This window comes from Variovorax sp. Soil_C_12 (genome assembly GCF_057657375.1).
Genome location: NZ_JBDGIO010000026.1, coordinates 38,924 through 58,171, shown reverse-complemented (window position 1 = coordinate 58,171; position 19,248 = coordinate 38,924). Strand labels below are relative to the sequence as shown.

18 protein-coding genes and 2 pseudogenes are annotated in these 19,248 nt (G+C 65.3%); 9 read left to right on the top strand and 11 right to left on the bottom strand.

All coding sequences use genetic code 11. The features are described from left to right. From AC3A6X_RS35185 to AC3A6X_RS35160, 6 genes and pseudogenes are all read left to right on the top strand, one after another. Window positions 1-299: pseudogene (locus AC3A6X_RS35185) on the top strand (type I glyceraldehyde-3-phosphate dehydrogenase); the annotation flags it as partial. Next, window positions 296-1,489 carry a phosphoglycerate kinase gene (locus tag AC3A6X_RS35180; RefSeq protein ID WP_487846501.1) on the top strand — a complete coding sequence of 398 codons (1,194 nt, stop codon included), beginning with the start codon at window positions 296-298 and terminating at the stop codon, window positions 1,487-1,489. The pseudogene AC3A6X_RS35185 and the gene AC3A6X_RS35180, both read left to right, overlap by 4 nt. 9 nt (window positions 1,490-1,498) lie before the next feature. Beyond that, complete coding sequence (locus tag AC3A6X_RS35175) at window positions 1,499-2,272, top strand: HAD-IA family hydrolase (RefSeq protein WP_487846500.1); 774 nt, start codon at window positions 1,499-1,501, stop codon at window positions 2,270-2,272. A 27-nt stretch (window positions 2,273-2,299) separates the two neighbouring features. Continuing rightward, on the top strand, window positions 2,300-3,337 hold the full coding sequence (gene fba, locus AC3A6X_RS35170) for a class II fructose-bisphosphate aldolase (protein ID WP_487846499.1): 1,038 nt from the start codon (window positions 2,300-2,302) through the stop codon (window positions 3,335-3,337). Between the two features lie 136 nt (window positions 3,338-3,473). Then, window positions 3,474-4,460: a LysR family transcriptional regulator gene (locus tag AC3A6X_RS35165; RefSeq protein ID WP_487846498.1), complete on the top strand. Its 987-nt coding sequence runs from the start codon at window positions 3,474-3,476 to the stop codon at window positions 4,458-4,460. Window positions 4,461-4,594: 134 nt separating this feature from the next. Continuing rightward, window positions 4,595-6,262: an OFA family MFS transporter gene (locus AC3A6X_RS35160; RefSeq protein ID WP_487846497.1), complete on the top strand. Its 1,668-nt coding sequence runs from the start codon at window positions 4,595-4,597 to the stop codon at window positions 6,260-6,262. A 104-nt stretch (window positions 6,263-6,366) separates the two neighbouring features. On the opposite strand, the gene AC3A6X_RS35155 is transcribed toward AC3A6X_RS35160, so the two are convergent. The 3 genes from AC3A6X_RS35155 to AC3A6X_RS35145 all read right to left on the bottom strand — a co-directional run bounded on the left by AC3A6X_RS35155 (window position 6,367) and on the right by AC3A6X_RS35145 (window position 9,065). Beyond that, window positions 6,367-6,741, bottom strand: coding sequence for a helicase SNF2 (locus tag AC3A6X_RS35155; protein WP_487846496.1), 375 nt, complete (start codon window positions 6,739-6,741; stop codon window positions 6,367-6,369). A gap of 164 nt (window positions 6,742-6,905) precedes the next feature. Then, on the bottom strand, window positions 6,906-8,222 hold the full coding sequence (locus AC3A6X_RS35150) for a tetratricopeptide repeat protein (protein ID WP_487846495.1): 1,317 nt from the start codon (window positions 8,220-8,222) through the stop codon (window positions 6,906-6,908). A gap of 18 nt (window positions 8,223-8,240) precedes the next feature. Further along, window positions 8,241-9,065 carry an alpha/beta fold hydrolase gene (locus AC3A6X_RS35145; RefSeq protein WP_487846494.1) on the bottom strand — a complete coding sequence of 275 codons (825 nt, stop codon included), beginning with the start codon at window positions 9,063-9,065 and terminating at the stop codon, window positions 8,241-8,243. 446 nt (window positions 9,066-9,511) lie between these two features. Here AC3A6X_RS35145 and ltrA point away from each other — a divergent pair, with 446 nt between their 5' ends. After that, a complete protein-coding gene (ltrA, locus tag AC3A6X_RS35140) occupies window positions 9,512-11,020 on the top strand; it encodes a group II intron reverse transcriptase/maturase (RefSeq protein WP_487846493.1) in 1,509 nt (502 codons plus the stop codon). A gap of 73 nt (window positions 11,021-11,093) precedes the next feature. On the opposite strand, the gene AC3A6X_RS35135 is transcribed toward ltrA, so the two are convergent. From AC3A6X_RS35135 to AC3A6X_RS35105, 7 genes and pseudogenes are all read right to left on the bottom strand, one after another. Beyond that, entirely contained in the window at window positions 11,094-11,279 is a 186-nt protein-coding gene (locus AC3A6X_RS35135) for a hypothetical protein (protein WP_487846492.1), read from the bottom strand. Window positions 11,280-11,574: 295 nt separating this feature from the next. Then, window positions 11,575-12,173: pseudogene (locus tag AC3A6X_RS35130) on the bottom strand (3-oxoacid CoA-transferase subunit A). Between the two features lie 5 nt (window positions 12,174-12,178). Continuing rightward, entirely contained in the window at window positions 12,179-12,517 is a 339-nt protein-coding gene (locus tag AC3A6X_RS35125) for a MaoC family dehydratase (RefSeq protein ID WP_487846491.1), read from the bottom strand. A 41-nt stretch (window positions 12,518-12,558) separates the two neighbouring features. After that, complete coding sequence (gene kce / locus AC3A6X_RS35120; protein WP_487846504.1) at window positions 12,559-13,512, bottom strand: 3,5-dioxohexanoate:acetyl-CoA acetone transferase; 954 nt, start codon at window positions 13,510-13,512, stop codon at window positions 12,559-12,561. A 327-nt stretch (window positions 13,513-13,839) separates the two neighbouring features. Further along, the gene (locus tag AC3A6X_RS35115; protein WP_487846490.1) at window positions 13,840-14,592 is read right to left on the bottom strand and encodes an SDR family oxidoreductase; all 753 of its coding nucleotides are present in this window, start codon (window positions 14,590-14,592) and stop codon (window positions 13,840-13,842) included. A gap of 102 nt (window positions 14,593-14,694) precedes the next feature. After that, the gene (locus tag AC3A6X_RS35110) at window positions 14,695-16,035 is read right to left on the bottom strand and encodes an MFS transporter (RefSeq protein WP_487846503.1); all 1,341 of its coding nucleotides are present in this window, start codon (window positions 16,033-16,035) and stop codon (window positions 14,695-14,697) included. A gap of 180 nt (window positions 16,036-16,215) precedes the next feature. After that, on the bottom strand, window positions 16,216-16,587 hold the full coding sequence (locus AC3A6X_RS35105) for a tautomerase family protein (protein WP_487846489.1): 372 nt from the start codon (window positions 16,585-16,587) through the stop codon (window positions 16,216-16,218). A 377-nt stretch (window positions 16,588-16,964) separates the two neighbouring features. Here AC3A6X_RS35105 and AC3A6X_RS35100 point away from each other — a divergent pair, with 377 nt between their 5' ends. Then, window positions 16,965-17,870, top strand: coding sequence for an AraC family transcriptional regulator (locus tag AC3A6X_RS35100; RefSeq protein WP_487846488.1), 906 nt, complete (start codon window positions 16,965-16,967; stop codon window positions 17,868-17,870). A 102-nt stretch (window positions 17,871-17,972) separates the two neighbouring features. Here the strand turns inward: AC3A6X_RS35100 and AC3A6X_RS35095 are convergent, their stop codons facing one another. Then, a complete protein-coding gene (locus AC3A6X_RS35095; RefSeq protein WP_487846487.1) occupies window positions 17,973-18,191 on the bottom strand; it encodes a hypothetical protein in 219 nt (72 codons plus the stop codon). Between the two features lie 143 nt (window positions 18,192-18,334). Here AC3A6X_RS35095 and AC3A6X_RS35090 point away from each other — a divergent pair, with 143 nt between their 5' ends. Continuing rightward, entirely contained in the window at window positions 18,335-18,703 is a 369-nt protein-coding gene (locus AC3A6X_RS35090) for a TetR family transcriptional regulator C-terminal domain-containing protein (protein WP_487846486.1), read from the top strand. The last annotated feature ends 545 nt before the right edge of the window (window positions 18,704-19,248 follow it).

The following is a 19,248-nucleotide window of genomic DNA, read 5'->3' as shown; positions in this document are numbered from 1 at the left end:
TGGTCGACCTCACGGTAGAGCTGGTGAAGGAGGCCACGTACAAGGAGATCTGCGCCGAGATGAAGGCACAGAGCGAAAAGGACGTGGCCGACGGCGGGCTCAAGGGCGTGCTGGGCTACACCGAAGACAAGGCGGTTGCCACCGACTTCCGCGGCGACCCGCGCACCTCCATCTTTGACGCCGAGGCCGGCATCGCGCTCGACGGCACCTTCGTCAAGCTGGTGAGCTGGTACGACAACGAGTGGGGCTACTCGAACAAGCTGCTCGAAATGGCCCGCGTGGTCGGAGCACGGCCATGAAGGTGCTTCGACTGCAAGAGCTCGCAGCCGACGGACGGCTGGCCGACCAGCGCGTGTTCATCCGCGCCGACCTCAACGTGCCGCAGGACGACGCCGGCCGTATCACCGAGGACACCCGCATCCGCGCATCGGTACCCGGTATCGAGACGGCACTGAAGGCCGGCGCTGCGGTGATGGTGACCTCGCACCTGGGCCGCCCGACCGAAGGCGAGTTCAAGTCCGAGGACACGCTCATGCCCGTCGCCAGGCGGTTGAGCGAACTGATCGGCCGCGAGGTGCCGCTCGTCTCCGACTGGGTCGACGGCGTCGACGTGAAGCCCGGCCAGCTCGTGATGCTCGAGAACTGCCGGCTCAACCCGGGCGAGAAGAAGAACGAGGAAGCGCTCGCGAAGAAGCTCGCCGCGCTGTGCGACATCTTCGTGCACGACGCCTTCGGCACCGCGCATCGCGCCGAGGCCTCGACCTATGGCATCGCGCAGTTCGCGAAGACGGCCTGCGCCGGGCCTCTGCTCGCGGCCGAGATCGACGCGATAGCCCAGGCGCTCGCGCACCCGAAGTGGCCACTGGTGGCGATCGTCGCGGGCAGCAAGGTGTCGACGAAGCTGTCCATCCTGCAGAGCCTCGCGAAGAAGGTCGACCATCTCATCGTCGGCGGCGGCATCGCGAACACCTTCATGCTCGCGGCCGGCCTGCCGATCGGCAGGAGCTTGGCCGAACCCGCGCTCGTCGACGAAGCGAAGGCGGTGATCGCTGCGATGAAGGCGCGCGGCGCGGAAGTGCCGATCCCGAGCGACGTGGTGGTCGCGAAGGCGTTCAGGGCCGATGCACCCGCCACCGTGAAGGCAGCCAGCGAGGTCGCGGCCGACGACATGATCCTCGACATCGGCCCGCAGACCGCCGCGAAGCTCGCGACGCAGTTGAAATCCGCCGGCACGATTGTCTGGAACGGCCCGGTCGGCGTGTTCGAGTTCGATGCGTTTGCGAACGGTACCGAGACGATCGCACAGGCGATCGCGGTTTCGGACGCATTCAGCATCGCCGGCGGCGGCGACACGCTCGCCGCGATCGCGAAGTACGGCATCGCGAAGGACGTGGGCTACATCTCCACCGGAGGCGGCGCCTTCCTCGAAGTGCTCGAAGGCAAGACCCTGCCCGCCTTCGAGATCCTCGCGCGGCGCGCGGACCGCTAGGAGGCCACCATGCTTGCCGCGCTGCTCTGGGACGTGGACGGTACCCTGGCCGAAACCGAGCGCGACGGCCACCGCGTCGCCTTCAACAGGGCCTTCGCCGAGATGGGCCTGCCCTGGCACTGGGACACGGAGCGCTACGGCCGGCTGCTGCGGGTCACCGGAGGCCGCGAGCGCCTGCTCGCCGCGATGGCCGGCGAGGCCGATGCGCCGGTGCTGACCGGCGAGCGCGAAGCGCTGGCGCGCGAGCTGCACCGGCTGAAGAACCTCTGCTACGCCGAGAGCGTTCGCGTCGGCACGATCCAGCTGCGCCCCGGCGTGGCAGCCCTGATCGACGAGGCATCCGAACGCGGCGTGCGCCAGGCCATCGTCACGACGACCAGCCGCGCCAACGTGGAAGCGCTCCTCGGCCGCCACCTCGGCCCCGCCTGGGCGCGGCGCTTCGACACCGTGGTATGCGGCGAAGACGTGAGGACGAAGAAGCCCGACCCCGAAGCGCACCGGCGCGCGCTGGCCGCGCTGCGCCTGCGCGCGGTGAGCGCGCTGGCGCTCGAGGATTCGTGCGCCGGCGCCACCGCGGCCCGGGCGGCCGATGTGCCGGTGCTCGTGACCCGCAGCGCCTACTTCGCCGACGACCCCATCCACGCGGCGGTCGCCATCGGTCCGGGGCTGCATGTACGTCATGGCTGGTGTCCCGCGCCGCCCGTCCGCCCCGCCGACCGCATCACGCTGGACGACCTTGTCGACTGGCACGAGCGCATGGAGCTCGTGTCCGCCACCCGTTAGCCCACTTCTCTAGAAAGGAAACTGCCCATGGCCTTCATCTCATTGCGCCAGCTGCTGGACCATGCCGCCGAGCACGGCTACGGCGTGCCGGCCTTCAACGTCAACAACCTGGAGCAGATCCAGGCGATCATGGAAGCAGCAGAGGCCACGCAGAGTCCCGTGATCCTGCAGGCCAGCGCCGGCGCGCGGCAGTACGCCGGCGAGGCCTACCTGCGCCACATGGTGCTGGCCGCGGTGGAAAGCCATCCGCAGATCCCGCTGGTCCTGCACCAGGACCACGGCGCCTCGGCGGCGGTGTGCCTGCAGGCGATCCAGAGCGGCTTCACCAGCGTGATGATGGACGGGTCGCTGCGCGAGGATGCGAAGACGCCGGCGAGCTACGAGTACAACGTCGCCGTGACGGCCGGCGTCTGCCGGCTCGCGCATGCAGTCGGCGTCAGCGTCGAGGGCGAACTGGGTTGCCTGGGCTCCCTGGAAAGCGGCCAGGCCGGCGAGGAGGACGGCGTCGGCGCCGAGGGCACGCTCAGCCGCGACCAATTGCTGACGGACCCGGCGCAGGCGCGCGACTTCGTCGCCGCCACCGGTGTCGACGCGCTCGCGATCGCCATCGGCACCAGCCACGGCGCCTACAAGTTCAGCCGCCAGCCCACCGGCGACATCCTGGCGATCGACCGCATCGCCCAGATCCACGCCGCGGTACCCGACACGCACCTGGTGATGCACGGATCGTCGAGCGTGCCGCAGGAGTGGCTGGAGATCCTGCGGCGCCACGGCGGCGTGATCCCCGAGACCTACGGCGTGCCGGTGGAGGAGATCCAGCGCGGCATCGCGAACGGAGTGCGCAAGATCAACATCGACACCGACATCCGCCTGGCCATGACCGGCGCGATGCGGCAACTGTTCGCCGAGCAGCCCTCCGAGTTCGATCCGCGCAAGGCGCTGGCAGCGGCACGCCGCGCCGCACGCGGCATCTGCGAGGCGCGCTTCGAAGCCTTCGGCTGTGCCGGCCACGCGGGGCGCATCCGGCCGCTGACGCTCAGCGCGATGGTGCAACGCTACCGTTGACGACGACACCGCGCTTCGCCGGCACCGCACGGCCGCGCAAGCCGAGGCCTTGACGAGGCCGTTCCTTCGCGCAGTCGATGGAGTTATTGCGGCATGGACGGACCGTCGCCCAGTCGGCCACTGGAGAACCTGGACCATGAATCTGTTCACCTCCTTCAAGTACCTCGTCGCGCTGGACGACCACCGGCATTTCGGCCGTGCCGCATTGGCGTCCCATGTCACCCAACCGGCTTTGTCCAACGCGATCCGATCGCTTGAAGAAAGCTACGGAACGGCGATCGTCAAGCGCGGCCGGAACTTTGGTGGTTTCACCGCCGAAGGCGAACGCATCCTTCTCAGTGCGCGCTGCATATTGCGCGAGCAGGAGCTGCTCGAGCAGGACCTGAACAGCCGCGAGAACGATCCGGCGGGCAATCTGCTCATCGGGGCCGTTCCGACCGCCATGCCGATCGCGGCGCGGTTCACCGGCATGCTGCAGGATCGCCATCCTCGCATCGTGCCGACGCTGCGTTCGATGAGTTCGATCGAGCTCGAAACGCAACTGGAGAGCATGGGCATCGACATGGGCCTGGGATACGCGGAGCGCATGGACTGCAGCCGCTCGCTGCTACGGTCCCTGCCGCAATACACGGAGCACTACTTCCTGCTGCGCAAGGCGTCCGTCGCCGGACCCGAGTCCCTGCGCATCGGCGGCCCCATGAGGTGGGCCGAGGCTGCCGCGTTTCCGCTGTGCTTGCTCAGTTCGGAGATGCACAACCGCACCATCGTCAATCGTGCTTTCGCATCCGCCGGAGCGCATGTCAGCGCATCCATTGAGACCAATTCGATACTGGCGCTGGCATGGAGCGTGGTGGCCGGGCGCGTATGCAGCGTCATGCCAGGGACGCTGGTGGGCACCGTGCTTGGCTATCGCGAACTTGAGGCGCTGCCGTTGATCAGCCCGCAGGTCAAGACTCCCATCGCGTTCATGGTGCACGACTCCAATCGTCCGTCGCGGGCATTGGAGGCTGCCCTCGCCTTCGCGCAGGACGCGATGTGGCTGCACGAAGCCGCGCAGCACTCCGGTTTGATTCGCGAGTTGAGTCCAACGCCTGCGGCTCGCGCAAATGGCGCGGCGGCGTGATGACACCCGGCCCATGCAGACCCTGATTCTGCAACCGCATCGATTCATTCTCCGAATAAATTGGACCGGCCTTTGCGCCTTGTCGACACTGGCGCCTCGCACCGCTCGGGTGCTGCAACACACAGGAGACACACATGTCAGCCGTATTGGATGGATCAGATAGACCAGCAGTCGGAGTCGCGAGTTGGTTGGACAAAGAGCGCACCATTGCCGGCCCGGGTTTCAACCGCTGGTTGGTGCCGCCGGCGGCGCTGGCCATCCACCTGTGTATCGGCATGGCCTACGGCTTCTCGGTGTTCTGGTTGCCGTTGTCAAAGTCCATCGGCTTGACCGCCGCGCAGGCCTGTCCTCAGGACATGAGCCTGCTGGTCGAGCTGTTCGCATCGAACTGCGACTGGCGTATCTCCAGCATGGGTTGGATGTACACGCTGTTCTTCGTGCTGCTGGGGTCGTCGGCGGCGCTTTGGGGCGGCTGGCTCGAACACGCCGGGCCGCGCAAGGCGGGTGTGGTGTCGGCGCTGTGCTGGTGCGGGGGCCTGGTGATCTCGGCGCTCGGCATCTACACCCATCAGCTTTGGCTGATGTGGCTGGGCTCTGGCGTCATCGGCGGCATCGGGCTGGGACTGGGCTATATCTCGCCGGTGTCGACCCTCATCAAGTGGTTTCCGGACAGGCGCGGAATGGCCACGGGCATGGCCATCATGGGGTTCGGGGGCGGCGCGATGATCGGCTCGCCGCTGGCAACCGAATTCATGAAGATCTTCGCGTCGTCGACCAGCGTCGGCGTGCTTCAGACTTTCCTCGTGATGGCGGCGATCTACGCGGTCTTCATGATGGGCGGCGCGCTGGGCTACCGCATTCCGCCCAGCGGCTGGAAGCCCGCGGGCTGGACCCAGCCGCCGGCGTCCAGCAACGCCATGATCACGCAGCACCACGTGCACGTGAAGAAGGTCTGGGGCATCCCTCAGTTCTGGCTTGTCTGGATGGTGCTCTGCATGAACGTGAGCGCCGGCATCGGCGTCATCGGCATGTCCAGCCCGATGCTGCAGGAGGTGTTCGGCGGCAACCTGATCGGCGTGTCCCGCAAGTTCGGAGACCTCGACAAGGACCAACTCGCCGCCATCGCGAGCGTGGCCGCAGGCTTCACGGCGCTGTTGAGCCTGTTCAACATCGGCGGTCGTTTTGTGTGGGCCAGCCTGTCGGACAGGCTCAGCCGCAAGCTCACCTACATGGTCTTCTTCCTGCTCGGTGGCCTGCTGTATGCCAGTATTCCGTTCAGCGCCGCAGCCGGTTCCAAGCTGCTGTTCGTGGCTTCGTTGTGCATCATCATCAGCATGTACGGCGGCGGCTTCGCCACGGTGCCGGCCTACCTGGCCGACCTGTTCGGCACGCAGATGGTCGGCGCTATCCATGGCCGGCTGCTCACCGCCTGGGCCACGGCCGGGATCATCGGGCCGGTAGCCGTGAACTACATGCGCGAATACCAGATCGGTCTGGGCATCCCGCGTGAGCAGGTCTACAACCAGACCATGTACATCCTGGCGGGCTTCCTGGTCATCGGGTTGATTTGCAACCTCATGATTCGTCCGATTGCCGACAAGTGGTTCATGACGCCAGCGGAACTTGCCGAGGAAAAGCGTCTGGCCCATGACCGTGCCATGGCGAACGACGTGGGTAGCGGTCCGGGTTCGGGTGGCAAGACGCCTCTGGCACTGGTGGTCCTGGCCTGGGCGGCGGTCAGCATCCCGTTGGCCTGGGGCATCTATCGCACCCTGCTGAGCGTGCTGAAGTTCTTTAATTGACATTTCAACGCATCGCGGGCGACCAGCCGCGTGCCGCACCCGCCTGCGCCCATTCTGAAAGGAACTCCCAATAAGGATGGTGGGCTTTTTCTGGAGCGCAGCGCTCAGATCGCGAGACGATCGCCGCGCGCGGCTGCGCGGGCCTGGATGCGCACGCCTGCGCGGTCGACACGCGATTCGACGCGCGTCACGCCTTGGCCGTAGCCTTCCGCGTACGGGTTCGCGCTGCGAGCGGCAACGATTCCTTGCGAGCGAACCGAAGCGCGCTCGACCGAACTGGCGATGCTGGCGACGCCCTGCCCGGCCACATCGCTGAATTGGTCGCCGTTGCGTGCGGCCACGACGCCTTCGGCGCGGACCGCGGCACGGGTCTGGGTCGATGTGACCTTGGCGACGCCGTGATAGGTTTCTGCTTGGACGCCTGCGGCAGCGAGGATGGCGAGCGCAAAACCGGAGAGGAGCTTGGAAGCGGTGTTCACTGCGGATTCCTTCAAGTGGTTGAATGGGTTGGGGTGGAACGAAGTTTGCGCCGGCAAGGGGCCTCGCGTATGTGCGTTTTCGCACCTCGGCGTTCATGTCGTGGAAACAATCCGGCCCATCAAACACTTGTCGCAAACGGATCGCGCGCGGTCGCACTCCGGTTTCACGCCGCGGCTCGCGCGACGAAGCGCTGAGCGAGCGGACTCGCTGGTCGCATCGCGGCCCGCTCGGCCGCCAGCGCTGCCGCGAGTGGCCGATCGCCGCTGCGCAGCGCCGCCTCGATCAGCGTCAGGTCGAGCAGGTCGCGCTGAGCGTGGCTGCCGCCGAAGCGATGCGCGCTCGAGCGGATCGGCCGCAGCAGTGCGACGACCGTCGCGTGGTCGCCCGCCACGAAGGTCTGCACGGCGCGCGTCGCTGCCTCGCCAACCTCGGCGGTGAAGGCGCGGGTGTCGCCGTCGCCCGCGAGCGCGGCGCGCTGTGTCTCGCGCAGCTGCGCGGCGAGATCGCTGCGACCGGCGCTCGCGAAGGCCATCATCGCGTGCAGGTCGTTGAAGGCATAGTTGCCCGCGGTGGCATGCGGCGCCCAGCGCTCGGCCAGCGGCTGCCAGCGGTCGCCCACGTCCACGCCGCGCAGTGCGAGGCGCCACAGCAGTGCGCTTTGGTCGATCATGTCGAGCACGACCCCTGAGCCCGGGCCGCCGATCGAGGCGTCGTACATTGCGAGCACCTCGTCGTGCCGGTCCTGCTCGAGCTTGAACAGCGCCAGGTGCCACCAGTTGTGCACCGCGAAGAAGCTGTCACGCGACCAGTGCGCCGCATTCGGCTCGAGCCAGGCGATGCCGTCCTTCGGCGCATTGCGCATCTCGTGCACATGCGCCACCGCATGCCAGGCCCAGGTGTCGCGCGGCTGCAGCTCGATCGCGCGGCGTCCGGTGCGCTCGGCCTGCGCATAGTCGCCGGTCTCCTCGAGCCCGAAGGCGTGCATGCCGAGCACCGCATGGTGGCCGGGCATGGCGTCGTTCCAATGCGGCCGCGCGCGCGCGATGCGGTCGCGCAGCATGCGCGAATCGCCGGTGAAGAAGTCCACTTGGTGGCCGGCCTGCAGCGCGAGCAGGTCGCGCGGGTGCTGCGCCGACAGGTCCTCCAGCGCGCGCGCGCCGTCGCGCCAGCGGCCGGCGGCAACGAGGGCGGCGGAGCGCGCATGCATCCGCTCGCGATCGGTTCCGGCGTGGCGCGCCGCGGCCTCGGCCGCCCCGCGCGCGGTCGCGAGCGCCGGCGCCTCCGTGCCGAGCAGGTGCAGCCAGGCCCGCAGCGTGTGCGCGATCGACATGGCTGGCGCCTCGGCGAGCGCACGGTCGATGGTCGCGAGCGGGTCGCCGATCAGGCAGCGCATCTCGTGCGCGGCCTGATCGTAGTGGTCGATCGCGGCGGCGGTGGCACCGCTCACCGGATGTCCCAGGGTGTCGATCAGAACGGTCATCGTCGGGTCCTCCGAAGTTCAGGCGATCGCCGCGCCGGCGGCGGCCGAGGCGACAAAGCGGCTCAGGTCCAGGGCGAAGCGTTGCGGTTCCTCCCAGTGCATCGCATGCCCGGCGTCGGCGTATTCGACGAGCCGGGCGGTCCGGATCAGGCCCAGCATCGCCTCCTGGTCGGTGGCCGAGCAGAACGCATCGTGCCGGCCCCAGACGATCAGCGTGGGCACCTCGATCTCGCGCAGGCGCGGCGAGAAGTCGTCGCCGATGAAGCCGGCGAAAGCGGCGCGCCAGACATGCGCTGGGACTTTCAGGCTCTCGGCGACGAAGCGGTCGAGCATCGAAGCGGCGATCGGCCGGGCCAGCGTGCTCTGCTGGAAGTCGCGGGCGACGGCGTCGGGCACCGGATCGGCGAGCGGCACGACCTGCTCGCGGTGGTATGCCATCAGCTCGGGGGGCCGGCCGAACCACGGCATCGTGCCGGCCAGCAGCAGGCCGGCGACCCGGGACGGGTGGTCGATCGCGAAGCGCATCGCGTTGACGCTTCCCATCGAGTGGCCGACGAGCACCGCGCGCTCGATCTCCATCACGTCCATGAAGGCCGCCATGTCGGCGGCGAAGTCGGCGGGCCGGTATCCTACGGCCGGCTTGTCGCTGTCGCCGTGGCCGCGTTGGGTGAGCGCCATCACGCGCAGTTCGGATGGCAGGTGGGGCAGCACCGGCTCGAAGGAGCGCCACGAGTCGGTGACGCCGTGCAGCGCGATGACCGGCGTGCCGGAACGGCCGCCCTGTTCGGCGAACTCGAGCCGCACGCGGCCGGGGAGTTGGATCTGGCGAAGGGTGGGTTTCATCGAGGGTTCCTCAGGAGAGTGCCCTTCGGCGGCGTTGAGATTCATGACGTCTCCAGTGCGCCGGTCAAAACCGGCGAGGTGTTGTGAATGAAAGAGTCATACGTTGAAGGCTTAGCCAGCTACGGCGGCCCCGAGTCATGCGTACACATTCGTGAGGGTGTGGGCGAAGCGTTGACAGGGGTACGCGCGGGCCGGGTATCGAGCCGCGTAATACATGCCCCGCGGCGAGAGCTGCGGGTGGTCCGGGGTGCCGAGGTTGTTGGAGAAAGCCGAAGGCCACACCGATGCTGCCGCTTTGGCGAGGCGGCATCGGACCCCGCGCGGTCAGAGACCCCGCGCACGCGCGGAAACACCTCGCACGGGAACCGGGAGATCCCGCGTCCTTCTGCGCAGCGCTGGGAAGCGGCTGGCGCAGAGCGCATCGTGAAGCCCAAGGGCGTACGACGATGAGCAAGGGAGGCGGGAAGTCGGACTGCTGCGTAGTACCGAAGAAGCTGCCGAACAAGGCTGCGGGGGGAGCTCCTGCGGCGGCGGAGGCGGTGGAGGGAAGGCGGCAGGCCAAGGGCAATGCCATCGCGGCGCGCATGTCCCGCAGATCGGTGCGGGTCTATGACATGGGAACCGCGCTCGATGGCATACGACAGACGGCAAAGGGCCGTCGTGGTGCGAGGTTCACGGGACTGCTGCATCACATCTACGCGGTCGAACGCCTGCGGGCGGCCTACCTTGCGCTCAAGCGCGATGCGGCCGCCGGGGTGGACGGCCAGACCTGGCAGACGTACGGGCAGGACCTGGAGGGCAACCTCCTGGAGCTGTCCGAGCGGCTGGCCCGAGGGGGCTACCGGCCCCAGCCTGTCAAGAGGGTGTACATCGACAAGGCCGACGGCAGCAAGCGCCCGCTGGGCGTGCCGGCGCTGGAGGACAAGCTCGTCCAGCGCGCCACGGTCGAAGTGTTGAACGCCATCTACGAGCAGGACTTCCTCGGGTTCAGCTACGGCTTCAGGCCCGGCAAGAGTGCGCACAACGCGCTGGATGCCGTGGCGGTAGGTGTGCACAGCAGACGAGTGAGCTGGATTCTCGATGCGGACATAGCCAAGTTCTTCGACACGATCGACAGGGACTGGCTGGTGAAGTTCATCGACCACCGCGTGGCTGACGCGCGCGTGGTGCGGCTGATCAAGAAATGGCTGCACGCGGGCGTGCTGGAAGAAGGCAGGCTGACGCAAAGTGAGTTGGGTACGGTTCAGGGTGGGAGCATCAGTCCGCTGCTGGCCAACATCTACCTGCACTATGCGTTCGACCTGTGGGTGAAGCAGTGGAGGGGACGCCATGCCCGAGGCGACGTGATCGTCGTGCGTTACGCCGACGATTGGGTAGCCGGGTTCCAGTTCCGCGACGATGCCGAGCGCTTCCAGCGCGCGGTGGCCGAGCGGCTGGGCCAATTCGGGCTGAAGCTGAACCCCGAGAAGACGCGGCTGATCGAGTTCGGGCGCTTCGCCCGCGAGAACCGACGCCGCAAGGGACAAGGCAAGCCGCAGACCTTCGACTTCCTGGGGTTCACGCATTGCTGCGGGACGACCAGGAAGGGCAAGTTCATGGTCCTGCGACTCACCAGTGCAAAACGCCTGCGCGCCAAGCTGCAGGTGATCAAGCTCGAACTCAGACGGCGCATGCACCAACCCATCCCGGCGCAGGGCCAGTACCTGCGGGCGGTGGTGACTGGGCATGCGCGCTACTTCGGCGTGCCGTGCAACGGCGCGCGGCTGAGGACATTCCGCCATCAGGTCGTCGGGCTGTGGCATCGCACGCTGTGCCGCCGCAGCCAGAGCCACGACCTGCCTTGGCGACGCATGTATCGCTTGATGGCGCATTGGCTGCCTGTTCCGAACATCTGCCACCCGTACCCGAACCAGCGTCTGATCGTCATGACCCAAGGCAGGAGCCGTATGCGGTAGCTCCGCACGTACGGATCTGTGGAGGGGGTGCTGGGTGACTGGCATTCCTACTCCTACTCTCGATAAAGTTGGATCACCACATGCGGCGACATTCGTATTCCTCGACCACTTGGATTCGATGCTCCAGATCGGCGAAGTCCACCGCTTCGCTCAAATAATGTTCGACGCGTGTTGGGCGGCGCTGGGTCGGTCGGACGATCGCAGCGGTGAAACGGCTCCATAACAGGCCAAAGTGGCGCTGCACGATGAGCGTGCGCATGTCGGCTCCTCTTGCAGCACGGGTGAGTCCAGAACTGCCAGCGTGGCTGCGGCACTGTCAGTTGCGGGCGAGGCTTCGGCGGTGGCGATCAGGCAGCCAGCAGGCCCGCGAAAAGCCACGGGGCAGTGCTGACATGGAACAACGGCAATTTCATGGTGACGCCCGGCAGGAGTAGTCCATGCCGGAAGTCTCGTCCGCGGCTGTATCGCGTATGTTTCGGGGCGGCCGGACTTTGTTCTCTGTTTGTTATCCGCGTGTAGGGGGCAACCACCAGACACGTCCCTGACGCTCGTTTTCAGTTTGCTGGAACGAACATATGGCCGGCGGTTCGTAGAGAAGCGACAGCCCTTCGGCGGCCGCAGCCGGGAGCACACCTGCTGTCCTTCGAGAAAAGGCCGTAGATCTTGCACTCTGGCGCGATGACGCCGACCGGCACGATCTGCTGCGACTCCGCGATGACCAGGTCCGCCGCCATTGCCATTAGCGGGTTGAAATTGCGCGCCGTCATCGCGGACGCGAGGTTACCGATGTGATCCGCACGTCGGGCATTGATGAGCGAGAAGTTTGCCCGCAACGGCAACTCCAGGAGGACAAGCGCCCGTCGATCTCCAACGTGCGCTTGCCTTGCTCCACCAGCGTGCCGACGCCTGTGGGCGTCAACACACCACCCAGCCCATAGCCCCTGGCGCGAATCCGTTCGGCGAGCGTCCCTTGCGGCGCCAGCTCGACATCGAGCGGTCCGTCCAGCATCTGCCGCTGCGTCTCGGGATTGGTACCGATGTGGCTCGTCACGATGCGCCGAACCAGCCGCGCCGAAATGAGCTTGCCGATCCCAAACCCGGGACGTGCGGTGTCGTTGGCGATTACCGTCAGACCCTTCTTTCCTTGCCGCACCGGAATCACGACGTTCTCGCCGACCCGACCGTCGATAGCGTGACTCGCCGCTGGTCCACCGAGATCTCGGTGACGGTGACCGTCGCGTGTACCGTCTCGCCGAGCCGCACCGGCGCGCTGAATCGCAGGTTCTGTCCCAGGTAGATCGTCCCGGGACCAGGCATCTTGGCGGCAATGGCCGCCGAGATCACGCTCGCGGTGAGCATGCCATGGACGATCCGTCCGCCAAAGGGAGTGGCTGCGGCAAACTCTTCGTTGACATGGATTGCGTTGTTGTCGCCGGTTACGCCGGCAAATAGCACGAGGTCGGCCTCCGTGATCGTCTTGGAGTAGGAGGCGCTCATGCCGACGCGAAGGTCCTCCACGTCGTACCCATTTGGTTGGTTCATGACGCCATCCCGAAGCCGGCGGCGTCCTTGCCCTTCAGCCCGAGCATGGCGCGCGCTTCGGCGGGGGTGGCCACTTCCAGAGACAGTTCCTCCAGGATCCGCTTGATCTTGCGGACCTGCTCGGCACTCGACCTGGCCATCTGGCCTTTGCCGAGGTAGAGGCTGTCCTCGAGCCCGACGCGGACATTGCCGCCCATCACGGCGCCCATCGTCAGCAGCGACATCTGGTGCCGGCCGGCGCCGAGCACCGAGAACCGATAGTTCTCGCGCCCGAAGAGACGATCCGCGGTGGTGCGCATCATCACCAAGTTCTCGGGGTCCGGGCCCATGCCGCCCAGGACGCCGTAGATGCTCTGGATGAACAGTGGCCCTTGAACCAGACCTTCGTCAAGGAAGTGGGCAAGGTTGTAGAGATGCCCGACGTCGTAGCACTCGAACTCGAAGCGCGTGCCGCATCCTTCGCCAAGCGTTTGCAGGATGTGCTTGATGTCCTTGAACGTGTTGCGAAAGATGAGGTCTTCCATTCCCTCGACGTAGGGCTTTTCCCAGTCGTAGCGCCAGTCCTTGATCTTGCGCGCCGCCAGGTGGATCGAGAAGTTCATCGACCCCATGTTCAGCGAGCACATCTCCGGCTTGGCCTGCCGCGGATAGGCCAGGCGCTCTTCCATCGTCATCCGGGTGCTTCCGCCGGTCGTGATGTTGATCACCGCATCGGTCCCCGCGGCAATGCGCGGCACGAACTGGTCGAAGATCGCCGGGTCCGGCGTCGGCTGCCCGTCCGACGGGTTGCGTGCATGCAGGTGCAGGATGGCTGCGCCGGCTTGGGCGGCCTCGATCGACTGCTCGGCGATCTGATCGGGTGTCAGCGGCAGGAACGACGACATGGTCGGCGTGTGCATGGCGCCCGTCACGGCGCAGGTGATGATGACTTTGTCCTGTCTCTTGGCCATGGTTGCCTCTCGGTATGAAGGAAGATCAGCGTCTGGCGCTCGACCGCCAGCCACTCGGAAAGCAGCTTTCCGTCGGCTGCCAATTGCTGAGGGGATGCCGTCGAACACACGCAGCTGTGCCCCAGAACACATACCCGGCTGCACACGTTCAGTGCGACGGCTGGTGTGGTGCGCCCCCCTCCGGTTTGCGCCATACCCGCGAAGGCAAAGTGCGTTTGGCCTCAGCCAGTTTTCCTCGGTCACTTCCAATGCAGCAGAAGGGCGATGCTGGGACATGAAGCGGTTCCTTTGGAAATGGGCCGTGCCCCCGCCCGCCTGCTGCAATACTCAGATCTGGGCCTTGCCGCCGTCGACGAACAGTTCGATACCGTTGACAAAGCTTGAATCGTCGGAGGCAAGAAAGACTGCCGCCTGGGCAATTTCGTCCGGATCGCCGACGCGGCCCATTGGGATCCGCGAGGCCAGGGCATCGAGCATTCCCTGCTGCCGTGCGGCGTCGGGGCCGACCAAGCCAAAGAAGCCTGGTGTCTTGGTGGGTCCGGGGCTGAGCGTATTGACCCGGATGCCGCGACCCTTGAGATCGAGAATCCAGTTGCGGGCGAATGAGCGTACGGCGGCCTTTGAAGCGGCATAGACACTGAATGCTTCGGTGCCGCCGCTGGCGGCGGTGGAGCCAATCAAGATCACTGATGCGCCGTCCGCAAGCAATGGCAAAGCCTTCTGCACAGTAAACAGTACGCCCTTGACGTTACTGCCAAACGTGTCGTCATACTGCTTCTCGGTAATCTTCCCGAGCGGGAGCAGCGAGCCGCCGCCGGCGTTGACGAACAATACGTCGATCCGACCGGTTTCCGATCTCACCCGATCAAACAGCGTGTCCAGTTCAGCCATATTCGATGAGTCGACCCGGATGCTGGTGGCGTTACCAATCGCGGGCACCGCGGCGTCGAGTTCGGACTGTCGGCGGCCGGTGACGATGACATGCGCTCCTTCGCTAGCGAACCGCTTAGCCGTAGCGAGCCCGATTCCGGTAGATCCACCGGTAACAACTGCGATCTTGCCTTCAAGTTTGCGTGACATGAAAGTCTCCGTGGTTGGTTGTCAGATGAAACCCGATTCATCAGCGCCGGCCCGCTGCCGCACCGCTTCCCAGCGGGCAGAGCAGCGAGTAGGTCTCGAGCATCAAGGCTGCTGCCCGACCACGCTCGCGTCGTGGCTGTGCGAAGAGGCCGACGACTTGTGCTTGATCAGAGCAACCGCGACACCGCCGATCACCGCGGCCATTGCAATGCCGAGAAAGTTCTGCACCAGCGGCAACTTCATCGAGACCAGCAACCCGATCACGATCGGCGCCGCGATCGCGCCGATGCGCCCGACTCCCGAGGCAAAGCCGAGTCCCGTCGAACGGATCGATGTCGGATAGAACTGCCCGGCATACGCATACAGCAGGATCTGCGTGCCCAGGGTCGACGCTCCGACGACGGCAACGACCAGGAACAGCGGCTGTGCGCCGTAGCCGAGCAGCGTCAGCGAGACCGCAGCGACCGCGAAAAATGCACTCGTCACCCACTTGATGTTCAGCTTGTCGGCGAGCCATCCTCCACCGACGGCGCCGACGATCGCACCGGCGTTGTAGGCGAGCAGGAAGTCCAGCGCGGAACCGAGGCTGTAGCCGGCCATGCCCATCAGCTTGACCAGCCACGAACTGAGCGCATAGAGCATGAACAGGCAGGTCATGAAGGCGACCCAGAACATCACCGAGCTGAAGCCGCGGCCGTCCAGGAACAGCCTGCTTACGGTCGGACCTTCGGCCTTGTCCTCGGCCGGAACGAGGAATTCCTGCTGCGGCTCGAGCCGCAGGTCCGGCCGGATCTTCCGGACCACTTCGCGCAGATGCGCGTCGTCGTGCTGCTTCATGAGGAACGGCAGCGACTCAGGCATGTACTTCAGGATGAACGGGATCAGCACCACCGGGGCGCCCGCGGCGATGAACACCGATTGCCAGCCGTAGGTCTCGATGAGCTGTTTGCCGAGCAGAGCGGCGAGGATGCTGCCGATGGCGTAGCCGCAGCACATCAGCGTGACCATCACGCTGCGCACCTTCTTTGGCGAGTATTCGGTCATCTGCGCGGCCGCATTCGGGATCGCGCCGCCGATGCCGAGCCCGGCGAGGAAGCGCATCACGCTGAAGGTGATCGGGTCGTTGGTGAACCCGGCGGCCGCGGTGAAGACGCTGAACATGAACACGCAGATCGAGATCGCCCAGCGGCGGCCGATCTTGTCGGCCAGCGCGCCGAGCGCAATCGCACCGAACATCATGCCGAACAGCGCCGAACTGGCCATGAAGCCCGCGGTCGCTGCATCGACGTTCATCGCCTTCATGATCGACGGAAGCGCGGTGCCGGCGACCGCCAGGTCGTAGCCGTCGAGCACCAGGATCACGAAACACCAGATCAGCACTGACCCGTGAAAGCTGTTGAACTTGGCTTCGTCGGCCAGTTTGTGAACGTCTATCCGGTGCATGCTTGAATGGGCTGTTGCCAGCTCAGGGCGGGTTGACTTCATTGACTTGTCTCCTTTTATCTTTCGGTGAGGTTCAGCATGCGGCGCAGGTAACCACATTCGGGGCCGAGACCTCACGGCCACCGACCGCCCTTGCATAGACAAGGGCGCTCCCCTTCGTCCGAGCAGGCCGCACCACCTTCACACGCGAGGGGCCTCGGGCAGGCGTTCACCGCCGCGCACGACGTATTTGGCGGGGTACAGTGCGACGAGTACCTCGACTTCGTCCTCCGGTGCCCCGGTGCACGCGCTCCAGATCGAGCTCACCTTTTTGGCCAGCGATAGCACGGCGCCATCGCTGCGCCCATCACGTATGTGGCAGAAGATCAGCGTTTCCGAAGTTCGCTCTCCCGAACGGTAGGTGTTCTCGGGTGTCGATTCATGGAATACGACGCTAATCAGATCGAGCGGCGAGAGGATGATCTCCCTGATCGCATTCGTGAACTCGCCGGCCATCTTGGCCTTGACGCTCGCTTCGATTCCGACCTTGCATTCGCAAACAATGACAGGCATGTTGGGTCTCCGTGAAGATGGTTACTGAGGCCCTCAGTCTCTCGGAACGTCGCCGTTGTTGATTGCAACGCGGTGCCACCCTTGCTTGAAAGTGCCATGACATGGGTTTCTGGCCGAGACGGCTTGCGTGCGCGCCAAAAACTGTTCCGAAGGAGTTGATCCGGTCGATACCGAAGGTGACGGCGTTGCTGCTTCGTCCGATATCGCCGAGGCATGGCAGCTTGCTCTTCTGCGGGTCGCATCCTCATGCAAAAGGTGTACGATGCGAGGAGGCAAAGCGACGCGGTTGACGTCCATGCGTCGGCGACCCCTCCCGATTCAGGGGTATTCACCCGCCACGGTTTCGGTTGCGTGGTCAGGGGGGTGCCGCGCGCACTATGAACGGCCCGAAGCAAGGTCGCAGCGAGGTAAGCATGCCTGGTCACCTAGACTCACAAGCTGAATATCGCGAGGTTGGGGGTGAACTCGTCTCCGGCACCGTTGTTGACTCGCGCACCACACATCTTGAAGTCCTCGTGCGTCGAGCGACTGGGCCCATCTCTTGGCGTTTTCGTCAGCCGAAGCTCGCGCTGTTCTGGTTTCGGAACGGCCTTAAAGAGCTGCATCTGGAGCTCGACGGCCGCCGCATCCACTCGGGCATAAGACAAGGAACAAGCCTTGCGCTGTTCCCAGCCTCGACTTCAGTCCAAGGCGAGTTCGACGTGGCCCCGTCCTTCGACTACACGGTGGTCTTCCTCGACCCGACCGTTGCGTCCGACGCCGGCTGCCATTTCGATCGGCCGCTGATTGCCTTCGGCAACGAAGATCTGCAACGTGGCCTTTCAGTGCTTTGCCGAGAGGCGCGCAATGCAGACAGTCTTTACGAGTTGTTCGCCGAGGGCTGGGCCATGCAAGCACTCGCCCTACTGGCGCGGGTCGACGGCAGCCAGGCAGCCACCGTTCGCCCCTGCGGTGGCCTTGCACCTGCCAGCTTGCGGCGCGTTGTCGATTACATCGAGGCCGACTTGTCGAGGCCGTTCACGATCGAGGGCCTGGCGCAAGTTGCCGGTGTCAGTCCCCGGCATTTCATGCGGGCTTTTCGGGAAAGTGCCGGGCAGACACCCCTTCGCTTTATGTACGGTCTGCGTCTCGAGCGGGCCAAGGAATTCCTCTTGGATCCCCGCCGCACCGCAACCGAAGTCGCACTGGATTGCGGCTTCAGCCACGCTCAGCACTTCAGCACCGCATTCAAGAAGGCGACCGGCGTGACGCCGTCAGATTTCCGCAGGGCTGCGACGCGCTGATGCGTCGCACGGCCCCAGTCTTCCAAATCTTCGATTCTTAGCGGCGAGGGGGCTGGAGAACTCACGCTCGAAATTCGTACAGGTTGTCGGTCAACCATTCTGTCAACGAACGGGGGCGTTTCCGGTCAATTCCTCGACCGTCGACGTCGTTTCGGCGATCGTAGACTCGCGAAACATTTGGTCGAGTCCAACCAAAAGATCAGCCACGAGCGGGGAAAATCCTGCGCTGAGCAGAGCCTCTCTCTGCTCAGCAGGCGAACGGTCAACGTAGGTGACCGGATGTCCGAGTAGGCGGGCCAACTTCTCTGCCACTTGCTTCATGGTCCACGCACGTAGACCAGACAGGTGGTACGCACGTTGGGACGCCGGCTCGATCTCCTCGAGCAATGCGATGCGGGCTACGTCAGCAACATCGCGGGTGTCGGATCGGGTGCTACGCAGGATGAAGTCAACCGAGGGCGACAGTGCGCGCGCGGCTCGAAGCGCTGCTGCGGGGGCTGCTGCCGGTGGGGTCTTCCCGTCGCCCACCTGGTTGCCTGCTCGCAAGAAGTTGTGCCGAGTTAGTCGATCTACCGGCAGCGGGGCAGAAGGCGGCGCTCTCGGGAATGCGGCAGCAGCGCGCTCTGCTCGAAGATTCGCTTCGGGAAGGAATAGGAGTTGGCGAACTGCCGACTGGTGCAGATGTCGCTGCACTAGCTTGGTATTTTCTCGGGGTGATGCAATCGATTCTAGATTTGCCGCAGGCGGGTGCGACCAGCGGCGAATTGGACCGGATCATCGCCGTTGTGATGTTGGCGTGGCCGGCGGCCGGTATCGCACAAACGGGATCTTGAGCATATACGGGCGCGTGGCCACCAAATCCGACTTCCACTTCCATCATCATGGCGCCACCAGGCTTGCGTCGTGGGGGAAGATGCCCACCAACTGCGCGCGCCGTTTGATGTCCGCGTTCAGGCGCTCCAATTCGCCAGGGCGTTGCGCATGAAGTGCGCGCGGAAACGCTGGCGTGGCTTGAGCCCCCCGTAGCGGCCGCCTTCGTGCCCGCTAGCGTTCTTCGTTGGCAGAGCATCTTGCTACTCGGAGTCGGACTTGCCGGCTTCCAATCTCCAGCCGCCTCGCGCCACCAAGGCCTCACCGACGCCCTGTCCCTTTATCTCCCCTTATCTCCGATGGGGCAGACTGCCTAGCATCGCCAACCTGTTGGCAAGACATGCGCGGCCGATCTGGCCTTTTGTGCAGATAGCTTTTCCAGCGAGCACCGACTGAGCCTGAGCCTGCGCCTTGTCCTCGGAATCGCGAACACCGATGCCCCGGGAAGTGCAGCGAATCACACATCGAAGAATGAATCGAGGAAACCCTTGTTGACAGAATGCTGGGG